The organism is uncultured Porphyromonas sp. (genome assembly GCF_938023125.1).
Taxonomy (GTDB): Bacteria; Bacteroidota; Bacteroidia; order Bacteroidales; family Porphyromonadaceae; genus Porphyromonas.
The window spans coordinates 108,337-122,883 of sequence record NZ_CALHDW010000018.1; the positions used below are offsets into that span (position 1 = coordinate 108,337).

Below are 14,547 nucleotides of genomic sequence, written 5' to 3' on the forward strand. Positions count from 1 at the left end.
TACAAGAGAGCCTCCACAAGGGATTGGCCCATGATGCACAAAAAAAACAAGAAAGAGAAAAAAGTATCTCCACCTATAAGCCGGCGGATAATCAAAAAGTTTTCTATCTTTGCGACAGAGCATTAATTTAGAAAATTTAGAGCCCACATAAAGCGACCATCAAAGGAAATATAGTATCAACTTAGTAATATATGCTTATGAAGACCCGTCTTTCTCTTGGAGGGCAGAGGTTGCTGTTTTCACTCCTTTCTGCTGCACTATTTTTAGGATTCTCGAGCCTCTCGGTAGAGAGCTTTGCTCAGGGCACGATCACCCTTAAGACCAACAAGGTCAAGGGAGATAAGGTCAACCTCAAAGTAGTTGCTCTTGATGAATTCACCATTACCGGCACCGAAGCCAACCCCAAACCCTACGGAGAAGGCTGGGCCACCTACACCTTGACGGAGCCCACCATCACGATTAAGGGAAAGATAGAAGAGCTCTGCTTTATTGCCATAAAGGCAACATCCATCACGCTGGAGGACTGCACCGACTTGTATAAGCTCGACTGCCGACAAAACGACCTGACGGAAATTGTTCTCAAGAACACCAATAACATCGAAGAACTCTACTGCGTTGAGAATGAGATCAAGGCTCTAGACCTATCCAACCAGACCCAGCTAAACTCCTTGGATTGCTCCATGAACTTTATAAAAACACTCTCGCTAAAGAATTGCCCCCTCCTAACATTCTTGACTTGCTACGAGAATCAACTTCAAACCCTAGACCTAACAGACAGTCCCAATCTGCAAAACATCATTTGCTCTCTCAACCAAATCTCAGAACTCAAACTGGGGAAAGTGGATCAACTCACCTCGCTATCGGCTACCGTAAACCACCTGAGAGGCGAAGCGATGACGCATGTGGTAAATGCACTGCCCGACAGAACAGGACTCGCCACTCCCGGAACTTTTGGAGCGTATGCGGGCTGGGATATTAACGAACAAAACCAATGCACCACAGACGATGTAGCCATTGCCCGAAAGAAGAACTGGGAAGTAAGCCAGCACGATGGCGAAGATTGGATTCCCTATCCGGGTGTGCCATCTTCGCTAGAGGCCATGGGGCAACCCGCGCCGGAGCTTTACGTAACCCCATCCAGCAAGACTCTCTCTATCAACAACGCCACCCCCCACACCTCGGTACGCATCTACTCGACAGAAGGCGAACTAATGGCCTATGGGAAAACGGATGCCAACGGAGCTGCCCAACTCCACAACACCCCTTTGGCAACCGGTGTTTACATCGTATCTATTGGCGGGAGAACGCACAAGCTACTCGTGCCATAAGCCCCCCAAAACAGCGATAAAAACACAAGGGCTCCCCCCAAGAGTGAGGGAGCCCTTATCCCAAAAAACAACGAGAGGGGCTGCGCCATGCTACCCAAACCGGGTGCGTGACACAGCCTCTCTTTCTATTTGATTAGTCGCCTCCTGCCCTAAGGGTTTTGCCTTGAGGGCAAAGAGACGAAATGCTAAAAGCAAGTAGGAGAGAGTGATTACTCCTCTACACTCCAATCGGTCTTAACGAGACGTTGATAGCTATTGTAGCGATACTTGGCAGCTTCGAGAGATGCCTCAGCAAGCTCTTCTGCTTCGTCGGGGAACTGCTTATAGAGAGAAGAGTAACGCACTTCGCTCTTGAGGAAGTCCTTAAACTTACTCCAATCCGGTTCCTTACTATCGAATGAGAAGGGGTTCTTGCCCTCTTCGGCCAACGTAGGATCGTAGTGCCAGAGGTGCCAGTAACCGCACTCAACGGCACGCTTTTCTTCGTTCTGAGCATTACCCATACCACCCTTGAGTCCGTGAGAGATACAGGGAGCGTAAGCAATAACGAGCGAGGGGCCATCATAAGCCTCAGCCTCACGGATTACCTTAAGCGTCTGAGCTTGGTTAGCACCCATGGCGATCTGAGCTACATATACGTAGCCGTATGTAGTGACAATAAGCCCGAGGTCTTTTTTACGAACACGCTTACCGCCGGCAGCAAACTTGGCAATAGCACCCAATGGTGTACTCTTAGAGCTTTGTCCACCTGTATTAGAATATACCTCAGTATCGAGTACGAGTACATTCACGTTCTTGCCCGAAGCGAGTACATGGTCAAGGCCACCGAAGCCGATGTCATATGCCCAACCGTCCCCACCGATGATCCATTGCGAATGCTTGAGGAAGTAGTCCTTAAGTTCACGCATTTCGGCCAAAGCAGGAGCCTTATCAGCCTCTAGCAAAGGTAGGATGGCATCGCTGAGACGACGTGTTTCTGCAGAGTTTTCGAAGTTAGCAGTCCACTCTTCGAGGAGGGTTTTCAGCTCACCTGCAACCGCACCGTCTGCCAACGCCTTTTCTACCACGTGCGACAAGCGATCTCTCATCGTATTGGCTGCAATGCGCATACCCAAGCCAAACTCGGCATTGTCTTCGAAAAGAGAGTTAGCCCATGCAGGTCCGTGACCGCAAGCATCTGTAGTATAAGGAGTAGAAGGAGCCGAAGCCGAATAGATTGACGAACAACCCGTAGCATTGGCTACCATCTGACGGGTACCGAAGAGTTGTGAGATGAGCTTAACATAGGGAGTCTCACCACAACCCGAACAAGCTCCGGAGAACTCAAAGAGAGGTTGAGCGAACTGGCTATTCTTTACATTGGCCAATACATCTACCAATTTAGACTTATTGGTTACCTGCTTAACCATCTTATCCCAGTTGTCCTGCTCGTCGTATTGTGTGGTAAGGGGCACCATCTCTAGTGCCTTACCGCCCTTGTTACCCGGACAAACGTTGGCACAATTGCCACAGCCCAAGCAGTCGAGCACATCCACTTGTATGCGGAATCCTAAGCCGGCTTCCTTGAGACCCTTACCCATCGCCTCAAGCGTTGCAACACCGGTTGTGTTCTTTTCGGCAGCATCGAGGAGGAAAGGACGGATCGTAGCGTGAGGACAAACAAACGCACACTGGTTACATTGGATACAATTTTCCATCTTCCAAACGGGAACGAAGGTAGCCACACCACGCTTTTCGCTGGCTGCCGTACCATTATCCCATGTACCATCTTCGCGACCGATAAAGGCACTTACGGGAAGGTCGTCTCCGGCTTGTGCATTGACCTTGCGCACTACATCGTGGATAAAGTCCGTATCGTCTGTGTGGCGAACGGGAGCGTCATCTTCGAGATTTGCCCACTCAGCCTTTACAGGGATTTCGATGATCTCACTACCACGGTCTACGGCTGCATAGTTCTTGTTTACCACGTCGTCGCCCTTCTTAGCGTAGCTCTTCACGATGAATTTCTTCATCTGCTCTACAGCGAGATCGTAGGGGATTACGTTGGCAATCTTAAAGAATGCCGATTGCAAAATCGTATTGGTGCGGTTGCCCAAACCAATCTCCTGAGCAATAGCCGTAGCGTTGATCGTATAGAAGCGGATATTGTTTTTCGCTAGATAACGCTTTACCTTGTTGGGGAGATGTTGCTCAATATCTTCGGGAGCCCAGATAGAGTTGAGAAGGAATGTTCCGTTCTTCTTGAGCCCCTTGAGCACGTCGTACATATGGAGGTAGGCCGGTACGTGACAAGCTACGAAGTCCGGAGTTACCACCAAATAGGTAGAACGAATGGGCTTATCGCCGAAGCGGAGGTGCGAAGCTGTGAAGCCGCCGGACTTTTTCGAGTCGTAAGCGAAGTAAGCTTGGCAGTACTTATTGGTATTATCCCCGATGATCTTCACCGAGTTTTTATTGGCACCTACGGTACCATCGGCACCAAGACCGAAGAACTTTGCTTCGAATGTTCCATCCGCAAAGATAAGGTCTTCGTGTTGAGGAAGAGACGAGAAGGTAACGTCATCCACAATCCCGATGGTAAAATGGTTCTTGGGAGTGGGGAGGCTCAAATTCTCGAAAACCGAGGCAATCTGAGCAGGAGTTGTATCCTTAGAAGATAGCCCGTAACGACCGCCTACGATGAGAGGAGCGTTTTCCTTTCCATTGAATACGTTGCATACATCCATGTAGAGGGGATCGCCCAATGCACCGGGTTCTTTGGTACGATCGAGCACGGCAATACGTTTTACCGAAGTGGGCAACGCTTTCAAGAAGTGCTTGATGCTAAACGGACGATAGAGGTGAACGGCAAGAAGACCTACCTTTTCGCCCTTAGCTTGGAGGTAATCGACGGTTTCGCGGATCGCTTCCGTTACCGAACCCATAGCGATAATTACGCGGTCTGCATCGGGGGCTCCATAGTAATCGAAGAGATGGTAGCTGCGACCCGTAACCTCTGCCATCTTATCCATATACTCTTGCACCATATCGGGCACAGCGAGGTAGAAGGGATTGGCAGCCTCTCTATTTTGGAAGTAAATATCCCCATTCTGGGCCGTACCACGAGTTACGGGCTTATTGGGAGTAAGTGCACGGTTGCGGAAAGCGAGCAAAGCATCGCGATCCACTAGAGGTGCTACATCTTCGTTGTCGAGGCTTTCAATCTTCTGAATTTCGTGAGAAGTACGGAAACCATCGAAGAAGTGAATAAAGGGTACTCGACTCTTAATGGCCGTAAGATGAGCTACAGCTGCAAGGTCCATTACCTCCTGAACAGAGCCTGTACAGAGTTGGGCAAAACCGGTCATACGTGCACTCATCACGTCTTGGTGGTCTCCAAAGATAGAAAGAGCTTGCGCTGCGATAGCACGAGCCGACACGTGGAAAACGCCCGGGAGCAACTCCCCGGCAATCTTGTACATGTTGGGGAGCATGAGCAAAAGCCCCTGAGACGCTGTAAAGGTAGTGGCCAAAGCACCTGCTTGCAATGCCCCGTGCATAGCTGCAACGGCACCACCTTCGCTCTGCATTTCTTCCACATTTACAATTTCTCCGAATATGTTTTTACGCTTCTGAGCAGCCCATTCATCCACAAACTCAGCCATCGTAGATGATGGAGTGATGGGGTAAATAGCGGCTACTTCGCTAAACATATAGGCGATGTGTGCTGCGGCTTGGTTACCGTCGCACGTCATCATTTTCTTTTGTTTTGCCATAGCTTGTATTACTTTGATAATAGAATTTTCTCTCTTTCGTTTTGTTTTTTGTTTGAAGGAAGTCTTCTAAAAAGACTTAGTAGAGGAAGCCAAAAAGCCACAAGGGAATCACGTTGCGACTTCCTACGTTAATGCCATGTACGGCATAGAAACGCTTGGGATGATAGCGAGCGGTTATCTCGCGATCCACACGGAACTCCTGCGTACCATCAATAATGAAATTGACATTCGCCCGTATCGAGGCCTCCACATTTCTTCCTTGGCTTATCTGGTTTAGGAAGAAGGTACGGCACACATCGCTACCCACATGGGTACCCATGGGTGTATGAGGCAATAGGGCATAGACGAGATTGGTGTTCTGCAAATAGAATACAGTAGGCGCCTTCACCTCTGCCGATCCACTCTTGTGTACCAAGTTGACGAGGTGGGCATCACGTAAGAAATTCACGTAATTGGTCACTGTTGCCCTAGAGGTGTCAATGCCTTTGGCAAGGCGAGAGACATTGAGCAAAGAGGGGCCCTCCATGGCCATAAGATAGATAAGCTTACGGAGCTTGGGGAGGAGACGCTGATCGATATTACGAATGTACATAACATCGACCTCTAGCGTCATGTTGATATTTTTAAGAACATCTTCGGAGGAGCTGTGCTGCTCCATGAAGTAGGGATAGTAGCCGTACTGAAAGTACTCGTTGAGCCAATGTAGCGGATTGAGCTTCCCTTGGATCTCCCGAGAGATCTCGATATGGCGATGAAGAATATCGTCCCACCGAACAACGGGCAGCTCTACACCCGTCTGAGAATAGATAAACTCGCGCAAAGAGAAGCCGCGCAACTCATAAGTTTTACCCACCGAGTCCCATCCATTGGCACCCGATCCCACGATCAGAGGAGAGCCTGAATAGATGATTTTGAGGGAGGGATACTTTTCGTAGCACTCGAGCAGTTCTTCTCGCCAAGAGGGATACTTAAAGATCTGGTCGAGCAGTAGCGTTTCACCCCCTTCCGCCACAAATTCTCCGGCAAACTCTACAAGAGTTTTTGTCGTAAATAGGAATTGGTTTAGATTGACATAGAGAACCTTACGATTAAGAGACCCATATTTTTCATTAGCCCAATCTAGTAAGAAAGTGGTCTTACCCACTCCCCGAGCACCGACAATCCCAACCAGACGCTCTTTGGGGTCGATTTCATCCATCAACGTACGTCGTACCGTATTTTCGCGTGCCCGTAACAAATGATCGTGTGTCCTAAAAAGACTTTCCATTACATTGATACCAATTTTTCGGTAACAAAGATAGGGAATACTTTCCATATTGCAATAAGCAAATGACAATAACGCACAAATTAAGACTAAAAGATCTACTCCTAGGTATGGGAGCAGGTAATTAGAGGCTCTCCCATTAGGCAGAATATGTAAAAAACCTGCATGATTGTCTCTCAAAAATTGGACAAAATCCCCACCATAATTAGGCAAAATCAATAAAAGAGGTGCCTACCCTTTGAGGGGATAGACACCTTAGCTTCTTAGTATAAAAGGGGAGGTCTACGCCATCCCACTCGGGGAGAAGCTCCTATCAAGCCAGCTTTGCCATGAATTTCTCCCGATAGACGATGAAACGCTCGAGCGTGCCATGTCCTATTTCGCCTTGAGCATCCTCGGCTCTAATATCGAAGATGAGCTTACGCCCGTCCACCTCGGTAAGGGTAGCCATCACACGCACCGTCTGACCTATTGCCGTGGCACGAGTGTGGTGTACATCAAGATGAATCCCCACGGTAGAGGTCCCTTCTTCTAGATGAGGTGCCACGAGTTGCACTGAGGCCTTTTCCATAAGAGCGATCATGGCCGGTGTGCCAAAAACGGGCAAATCTCCCGAGCCTACATGGATGGCCGAGTGGTGATCTTGGAGGGTTACCTCCAGCTGACAAGTTTGGTGGATGGGTAGCATATCTTTCTATTTTCGGTTGTTTATATTCCGGATACAAATGTACAAATATCCTGCAGGTGCCCTCCGCCCCTTCACAAGAAGGGACAATAAAAAGGCCCCCTGCCCTAAGAGAAGTGGCCGATAGACCAACACTCTCAAGACAGGGGACTCTTATTTCTTATAAACATCCCCACTCACATGCGGGGGATAGGTGCCTTAACCGTTATAGGGGGCAAAGTCAGACTTTTCAGCACCACAGAGGGGGCAAGACCAATCGTCTGGGATTTCTTCAAAGGGTGTGCCGGGAGCGATGCCGCTATCAGGATCTCCTACTTCGGGATCGTAGATGTACCCGCAAAGTTCACAGATGTACTTCTTCATAATTCTTTTCTCTTTCTATTATTTTCTTTCAGTTGTTATCTTCTGGGAGCAAAGATAATTGTTGTGAGAGCATAGGGTATTAAGACTCTATCTATACCCCTATAAATCGCATCTTAATTAGACGTTTGGGGCGCCTTGGGATCCTCTCCGTATTGGTTGGCATGCGGCTCTCCCTCTTGGGCTGCATAGACGATAAAAATAATCGAGCCCACCAAGGGAATAAGCGTAAGCAGGATGAACCAACCCGACTTGCCAATGTCGTGCAAACGACGCACAGAGACAGCCAGCGAGGGAATCAAGAAGAATAGGGACACCAACGTAACAAGCCCATAAGAGACAAGGAAGCCGGGATTACTAAAGATCGCCCCATACACGCCCATTACACCGCCACTTACAAAGGCATCGGCCAGACTATCCTCAAAAACATCGGACAGGAAGATTGGGAAGACAAAGAGGTTCGAAACGAACTGAACCAGATAGCTAAATATAAGCGAATAGAGCACAAATCCCCAGAACTCTCGTCGTCTGGCTCGCCCGGAGAATTGCGCAAAACGCTTGGTGAGACAGCCTACGAAACAGCTCCAAAGCGATGGATCGGGAGCGGATACTCGCCCTTGAAATCCGGCTCCTGCCCCCATAGGATTGGAGTAGCTGGGCCCTTGGGAAAAGTTCGCACCCCCACGATAGGACGGCGGAGTGGCCACAGAGGGACGAACCGGAGGGGGCGTTGCACTCCCCTCTTCGCACTGTGAGGCAAGTAGGGCCTCTATCTCGGGCACCTGATCCAAGGCAATCCACTCGGCAAGCCCTTGGTACCAAACCCATTTTGTTTGCTTTAGCGGAGAAGGATCTCGACGCAACTCTTCGAGCGTGAATATCCCGATAGGCTCACGCAGGTTTGCCAAATGGTACTTGCGAACAGACTCTGCCGAATCCATCCCCGGGATGGCCGGTGGAAGATCCGCAGCCCCTTGCGGCGACACAAAATCTCCCACTTCGGAGAGCGGTTGCCAGCGAGTCCACCCCTCACTCCATAGCAATGTATGATCGGGCAGGGCCATTTGCACAATTTCCTGACGCGTAAAAGGGCCCTCTTGCTGGTTGTTGCGTAAGATGTAATAGGTGCGTTCCATACTTAATAATGCGAGTTAAGAGGATATTTCGGTGAGGGGGAGAGAACGGAAGCTCAATACAAAAGAGCTCGGGAGCAGGAAAGAAACTCCTATTTCTTTGCCTCTTCTTTTTTGGGAGTTGCCTCGGGAGTCTCCTTTTTGTAGGCCTTATTAAGCTCCTCAATTACACGTGCGGTAATATCAAGCCCATCGGCTGCATAGAGGATATTATCGGCCTTTACGTTAGAAAGGATCAAGTCGAAACCCCAATCCTTATTCATCTTGGCGATTTCCTCTTTGATGGTCTTATAGAGTTTTTCTTCGGCGGCTTCCTGCTCCTTCATGAGTTGCTCGGACAGATTGGCATTGAGGGTCTCCAACTCTTGTTGCATCTTCATAAGGCGAGCTTGCTCGGCTTCGGCAGCTTCGCGGGTGGCAAATTGATTGCTCTGCAACTTCTGCTGGAAGTTAGCTCCGGCACGCTGTAGATTATTCATCTTAGCCGTAAGCGAAGCACGACTATCGTTGCTCTTCTTCTCAAGAGTGGCCTTCATCTCGGTGTATTGCTCGTAGTTGTTGAGCACCGAGTCTAGCTCTACATAGGCAATTTTAAGGGCGTTTGAGGCTGGAGAAGCCAATGAGTCCGACACGTTGGCATTTCCATTTTTACTTTGACACGCAGTACCCAAGGCGAGTATTGCAAGAGCTACAAAAGAGGCCACTAGGGCTTGTTTGAATGATTGCATGAGGATTGTCTAATCTATCTGTTTCCTATTTGTTATTCGGCATCGATGCGGTCGAAAAGATTTTTCCGGCGTGCCTCGCTCTCCATTTGGCTATTGACACAATGGATTCCCTTCTCCCTGAGCGCCTTATTTGCTTCTATGTGCGTACTAGGGAACTTGCCCCCACGAATAAAAAAGACACGAACCCCCAAAAGAAGCACTGCCAAGAGCACGATTATGAGGGCAATTATCAGTATTATCGGCATTTTGTTCTATATTTGTAGCACAAAGATAAGTATAAATAGAACATAGAGAAACGCTATGAACATCACTGAACTCAAGCCCTCTGCAATATGGGGCTACTTCCACCAAATTACCCAAGTGCCTCGTCCCAGCAAAAAAGAAGAAAAGATCCTTGCTTTTCTCAAGAAGTTTGCCGAAGAGCACAAACTAGAATACGATCAAGACGCTGCCGGTAATATCGTAATTCGCAAGCCTGCCTCCAAAGGATATGAAAACCGCAAGACGGTAATTCTTCAGAGCCACGTGGATATGGTTTGTGAGAAAAACAACGACACCGTACACGACTTCGACAACGACCCCATCCGCACCATCATCGACGGAGACTGGGTGCGCGCCGATGGTACAACACTGGGCGCCGACAACGGAATAGGCGTTGCTGCAGAAATGGCGATACTAACAGACGATACGCTAGAGCATGGCCCTATTGAATGTCTTTTCACCGTTGACGAAGAAACCGGCCTAACCGGTGCTATGAACCTAGCCCCCGGCTTTGTAAAAGGTACCATTCTTCTGAACCTCGACAGCGAAGACGAAGGCGAAATGTTTATCGGCTGCGCCGGAGGTATGGGTACAATGGCTTACTACAAATACACCCAAGAAAAGGCTCCCCAAGAGTACTACTATGCTACCGTCAAGGTGAGTGGGCTCAAGGGGGGACACTCAGGAGGTGACATCCATGTAGGGCTTGGCGCTGCCACCAAGATCATCACACGCGCACTCTACGCTGTACGCGAAAAGATGCCCATGGTGCTTGCACATATCGACGGCGGCAACCTACACAACGCCATCGCTCGCGAGGCAACTGCCGTAATCGGGGTGCCCATGAATCAAAAAGAAGCCCTCAGCGTGATTATCAATGAGCTTGACGGCGATGTTCGTCAAGAGCTAAAAGCCGTAGATCCTAACGTTAAGATCACGGTAAATACAGCGGATGCTCCCGCCCACGTTGTGGATGCCGATACAACACGTCGCCTTATCTTGGGGCTCTACAGCTGCCCCCACGGCGTGATGGGCATGAGCCACAGCATCGAAGGTCTTGTAGAAACCTCTACCAACCTCGCCTCTATCAAGATGAAAGAAGAGGGCGTGATCCGCGTAGAAACGAGCCAACGCTCCTCTAGCGAATCCCTCAAGACGGATGTTGGTAATATGGTAAAGGCTGTATTCGAATTGAGCGGAGCCGAAGTGGAAGTACGCGACGGCTATCCCGGTTGGAGCCCCAATACGGATTCGCCCATCCTCAAGGTTACGGTGGATGCCTACAAGAGGCTCTTTGGCAAAGAACCTGCCGTTAAGGCGATCCATGCAGGGCTAGAGTGCGGACTCTTCCTTAGCAAATATCCCTACCTAGATATGGTTTCGTTTGGTCCTACGCTACGCGACGTTCACTCTCCCGTAGAAAAGATGGAGATCGCCACCGTAGACCTATTCTGGCGTCACCTTGTAGAGGTACTGAAGAACATCCCCGAAGCATAAGCATCCGGGAAAGACTTCTCACCTGAATCCAATTGTTGGCCCCATAGCAATGTTCTGTTGCTGTGGGGTCATTTCGTTTACATCAGCAACAAGGGGAGGCAAAAGAGAGAGCCACCCATTCGCCACTCTCTTTTCGTCCTCTAGGAGCAAAACCGCTCTGCTCTAGGGCGGTGGTGATGATCTGCTCGTCTTCTCCGGCATAGAACCCACTCACCAACAAAAGGCCTCCGGGGGACAAAAGTGTTTTATATCGAGGCAGGTCGTGCAGTATGATATTGCGGTGAATGTTGGCTACAAGGCAGTCAAATGAGCGTTCGCCCAAGACCAATTCTTCTAGTATTCCTTCGTAAAAAGAACAGGGGATGGTGAGTCCATTCAGCTCCGCATTATGCCGGGCATTCTCTACGGCTGTGGCGTCAATATCCACAAAAGCGACACAATCAGCCCCCAAGAGGGCTGTAGCAATCCCCAAGACCCCGGTACCGCACCCTACATCCAGCACACGTGCATGAACAAGATACGAGCGCTTCTCAAGAAGAAGGGAGAGCATCATCTGCGTTGTATGATGCGCCCCACTACCAAAGGCACAACGCGGCTCTAGCAGCAACTCACGGACGGCAGTCGAGGGGGTGTGATAGGGCGCCCGCACATACAACTCTTGACCCAGAGCCAGCGGGGTAAAGCTCTCCGTTTCCCAACGGCTATTCCAATTCTCACTGGCACAATCCAAAGAAGTATAGGTAAAAGACAAGGGGAGAAACTCCAAAGACCACACACCTTCGCTAGGGAGAGCGGCGAAAAAGCGTTCACTCACATAGCCTATGAGACGTCCCTCCTCGGGGTACTCTTCAAAGGTTTCGAAGCCAATATCTGCCAGACTTTGGCTCAGAATTGGAAGATAAATCGAGGCGTCCCACTCGGCAGCATGGGCCTCGTGGCTCAAGGTAAAAGTGTATTGTTTGTATCTCATCCTGGGACACAAAAGTACAGAAAGAGACAAAAAGGGAAACCGATAGGAGCAAAAGAAGCGCTCTTCTCGGTTTCCCGTCTACTAAAACCACCCTCTCCGGAAAGGCTTTCTCCCCCCCCTAGAGTGGTAAATCCTTACTTCAGGCCTTCAAAAGGAGTCTTAAAACTAACCTCTTCCACTTGAGTGTAGAGATCAGGGCAATTAAAAACAACAAAATATGGGTCCTTGCTCACTTCATCTTTTTTCGCCGTTTTAACGACTTGAATACTCCTCTTTGTACCAGACCTTGCACCCCCACAATGAATCCAGAAAGTAAGAACATTTGCCTGGTAAATCTTCGAATATTCGTAAGGTCTATTCTCACGAACATCTATTGTTACCGTGTAGGGTTCATTAGGTTTATAGCCATTGTCTGGAGTAGCTCCCTCTAAGAATGCAGCCATCTGATAGGGACGAGCATAGTTTACATCCTTGCCAAAAGTCTCTTTAAGTTGCCCTAGGCAGGCATTCGTGTTGGTAGACGTATTGCACCACTTAAGACATTCAGTACCAACATTGCGATCGCGGCGGTACATTTCCATAGCCATAACTTCCAAAGCTACAGCGCCCTGAGGCTCCTTCCCGATTTTCTCACGCACCTCCTTGAACTCGGCAACAGAGGCAGGGAAACGATTGAAGCTTACTGAGCCACTTTGCCCAGGAGTGTGCGTTTCATGATCTATTTCTCCGGTCATTGTAACATCAATAGGCTCAAGCTTCTTCACTCCTTTTACTTGTACCTTACACACGGCACGAGCAGATCCGGCAGAAGCTGTGATCTTTGCCTTCCCCTCTGATATCCCCGCTATGGTACCATCGGGGGTAACAGAAACAACACTCTCGTTGTCCGAAGACCAAGTAACAAATTTAATTTTGGCCTCGGCATTGAGTACAGCCGTGAGTTGTTTAGTTTCATTGACCATGAGGGTCATCTCAGTGGCACTGAGGGTAATTCCTGTCGCCCCATTAGGATCCGGATCGTTACCACCTCCATTCTTAGGATCACATCCAGAGCAAGCCACACCCATCAAAGCGAGCGAAGCTACGGTAACCAGTAGGGACATCCATGTTTTCATTTTGTTCATAGTACTTGTAGTTTTAAGTGATTAATCTATTTCTATTTTATCTTTCCGCCTCTATTCCTCCGATACCTCGAGGGGGAGAATGCTCGGAGAAAAGAGGATGAAAATATCAATTCTTAGAGCACAAAACTCTTCTTCCTATTATTTAATTTGTGTACGAGGGCTGCGTTGTATTTTTCACCGTTGTGTCCATGGTCGGTCCTCTTTACGAGACAAAGATAGTATTTATTTTTATATGGACAAATACTTCTCCAATGCAGATTCCAGCATCAAGTGCAACGGTATGACAAAAGTAATGCTAGTACTTCATTCGGGGATTTAAAGTCCAAACTTTTCCCCGGTCTGTTGTTTAGGAGTCTCCTGATATTTCGTATTTGCTTGTCATCGATGTCTTTGAACGAAGTTCCTTTGGGTATGTATTGTCGAATGAGTTTGTTGAGCAATTCAACATGGGGCTTGTCTGTAGAACAGTAGGGTTTGGCAAAAAAGACGGGAACACGGAGTGCCCTCTCAATGGATCTAAAAGCCATAATTTCCGATCCGTTGTCCGTCGTTATGGAATACAACAATCCCATCCTCTTGAAGTAAGCCAAACTCCGATTGACGACCCGAGCCAACGACTTGGCATTCTTGCCATTAGGCAACTTTTCAATTCAGTGGATAAATGAGCCGTTCTCACCACCTCCAGACAAGCCCGAAATAGCATAGGGGGGGATACCCCCGTTTTTACCGCAAATGTCAAGGGGCGATTGACTCGCTTGACAGCTATCTTACACCCATCGCCCGCCAAAAACGTTTAGGACACTATTGGCTGTACACCCTTTTTCTATAGGATAAAAAGGAGCGTCCTTAGCGAATCAAAACCACAACGCCTCTGGCTCCATGCGCCCCCATTACAAGGGCTTGCTCTATATCGGCTGTCTTACTAGGACCACTAATAAAGCCTGAATAGGGAGTACGAGGTGCCATCTCCTCTACCTTTTTATAAGCCTCGTGCATATTATTGACAAGGGCTGTGCGCTCTACGATAAAGACCAAATTCTCCGAGATAAAGAACTGAGCACGCCACTCCTCTGTCTGCTCTACCCAAAGACACGCGTTCTCACAAACGCCCAAGGGAGAGGCTAGAATGGTGACATCGGTACCGTTCATAGCCTCGGCAGTAGCCACCTCTTTGGGGTGCGTTACAGGCAGCCCTGGCAGCTCTAAATTACTTATGAAGCGTGTTGCCTCAGGGTAAAGTGCTTGTATGGTAGCCGCTATATCAGCATCGGGAGCCAACACTTCTGCCCGTCCGCCAACAGCCGCTACCATCTGGATAAATTGCTCTACCTTATCGGGGTATGCAACGGCTACAAAATGCTCTATATCGGGGTAGGGTACCGCCTGTGGGCTATTGCGGCGTATATTATCTAGTATCTTGCTTTTACTGTCCATAGGGTATG

At 48.9% G+C, this 14,547-nt stretch carries 13 protein-coding genes; 2 read left to right on the forward strand and 11 right to left on the reverse strand.

Annotation, left to right across the window (positions count from 1 at the left end; all coding sequences use genetic code 11):
- Window positions 1-197: 197 nt before the first annotated feature.
- Window positions 198-1,328 carry a hypothetical protein gene (locus Q0090_RS06595; protein ID WP_297948952.1) on the forward strand — a complete coding sequence of 377 codons (1,131 nt, stop codon included), beginning with the start codon at window positions 198-200 and terminating at the stop codon, window positions 1,326-1,328.
- Between the two features lie 209 nt (window positions 1,329-1,537).
- Here the strand turns inward: Q0090_RS06595 and nifJ are convergent, their stop codons facing one another.
- The 7 genes from nifJ to Q0090_RS06630 all read right to left on the reverse strand — a co-directional run bounded on the left by nifJ (window position 1,538) and on the right by Q0090_RS06630 (window position 9,498).
- Window positions 1,538-5,083, reverse strand: coding sequence for a pyruvate:ferredoxin (flavodoxin) oxidoreductase (gene nifJ / locus Q0090_RS06600; protein ID WP_297948954.1), 3,546 nt, complete (start codon window positions 5,081-5,083; stop codon window positions 1,538-1,540).
- A 76-nt stretch (window positions 5,084-5,159) separates the two neighbouring features.
- Window positions 5,160-6,398: an AAA family ATPase gene (locus Q0090_RS06605; protein ID WP_297948956.1), complete on the reverse strand. Its 1,239-nt coding sequence runs from the start codon at window positions 6,396-6,398 to the stop codon at window positions 5,160-5,162.
- 262 nt (window positions 6,399-6,660) lie between these two features.
- On the reverse strand, window positions 6,661-7,035 hold the full coding sequence (locus tag Q0090_RS06610; RefSeq protein WP_297948958.1) for a thioesterase family protein: 375 nt from the start codon (window positions 7,033-7,035) through the stop codon (window positions 6,661-6,663).
- A gap of 195 nt (window positions 7,036-7,230) precedes the next feature.
- Window positions 7,231-7,395, reverse strand: coding sequence for a rubredoxin (rd, locus tag Q0090_RS06615; protein WP_297948960.1), 165 nt, complete (start codon window positions 7,393-7,395; stop codon window positions 7,231-7,233).
- A gap of 113 nt (window positions 7,396-7,508) precedes the next feature.
- The gene (locus Q0090_RS06620) at window positions 7,509-8,528 is read right to left on the reverse strand and encodes a DUF805 domain-containing protein (protein WP_297948962.1); all 1,020 of its coding nucleotides are present in this window, start codon (window positions 8,526-8,528) and stop codon (window positions 7,509-7,511) included.
- Between the two features lie 89 nt (window positions 8,529-8,617).
- Window positions 8,618-9,253, reverse strand: a complete 636-nt coding sequence (locus Q0090_RS06625) for an OmpH family outer membrane protein (protein ID WP_297948963.1) — start codon at window positions 9,251-9,253, stop codon at window positions 8,618-8,620.
- Between the two features lie 32 nt (window positions 9,254-9,285).
- Window positions 9,286-9,498: a hypothetical protein gene (locus tag Q0090_RS06630; protein WP_297948964.1), complete on the reverse strand. Its 213-nt coding sequence runs from the start codon at window positions 9,496-9,498 to the stop codon at window positions 9,286-9,288.
- Window positions 9,499-9,553: 55 nt separating this feature from the next.
- Between Q0090_RS06630 and Q0090_RS06635 the strand changes: the two genes are divergently transcribed.
- Complete coding sequence (locus Q0090_RS06635) at window positions 9,554-11,011, forward strand: aminoacyl-histidine dipeptidase (protein ID WP_297948967.1); 1,458 nt, start codon at window positions 9,554-9,556, stop codon at window positions 11,009-11,011.
- Window positions 11,012-11,093: 82 nt separating this feature from the next.
- On the opposite strand, the gene prmA is transcribed toward Q0090_RS06635, so the two are convergent.
- The 4 genes from prmA to Q0090_RS06650 form a co-directional block, all read right to left on the reverse strand.
- A complete protein-coding gene (gene prmA / locus Q0090_RS06640; protein WP_297948969.1) occupies window positions 11,094-11,981 on the reverse strand; it encodes a 50S ribosomal protein L11 methyltransferase in 888 nt (295 codons plus the stop codon).
- A 134-nt stretch (window positions 11,982-12,115) separates the two neighbouring features.
- Window positions 12,116-13,105, reverse strand: coding sequence for an Ig-like domain-containing protein (locus Q0090_RS06645; protein WP_297948971.1), 990 nt, complete (start codon window positions 13,103-13,105; stop codon window positions 12,116-12,118).
- A gap of 266 nt (window positions 13,106-13,371) precedes the next feature.
- Entirely contained in the window at window positions 13,372-13,746 is a 375-nt protein-coding gene (locus Q0090_RS08005; RefSeq protein ID WP_366136524.1) for an IS30 family transposase, read from the reverse strand.
- Window positions 13,747-13,951: 205 nt separating this feature from the next.
- Entirely contained in the window at window positions 13,952-14,539 is a 588-nt protein-coding gene (locus tag Q0090_RS06650; protein WP_297948973.1) for an LUD domain-containing protein, read from the reverse strand.
- Window positions 14,540-14,547: the final 8 nt, after the last annotated feature.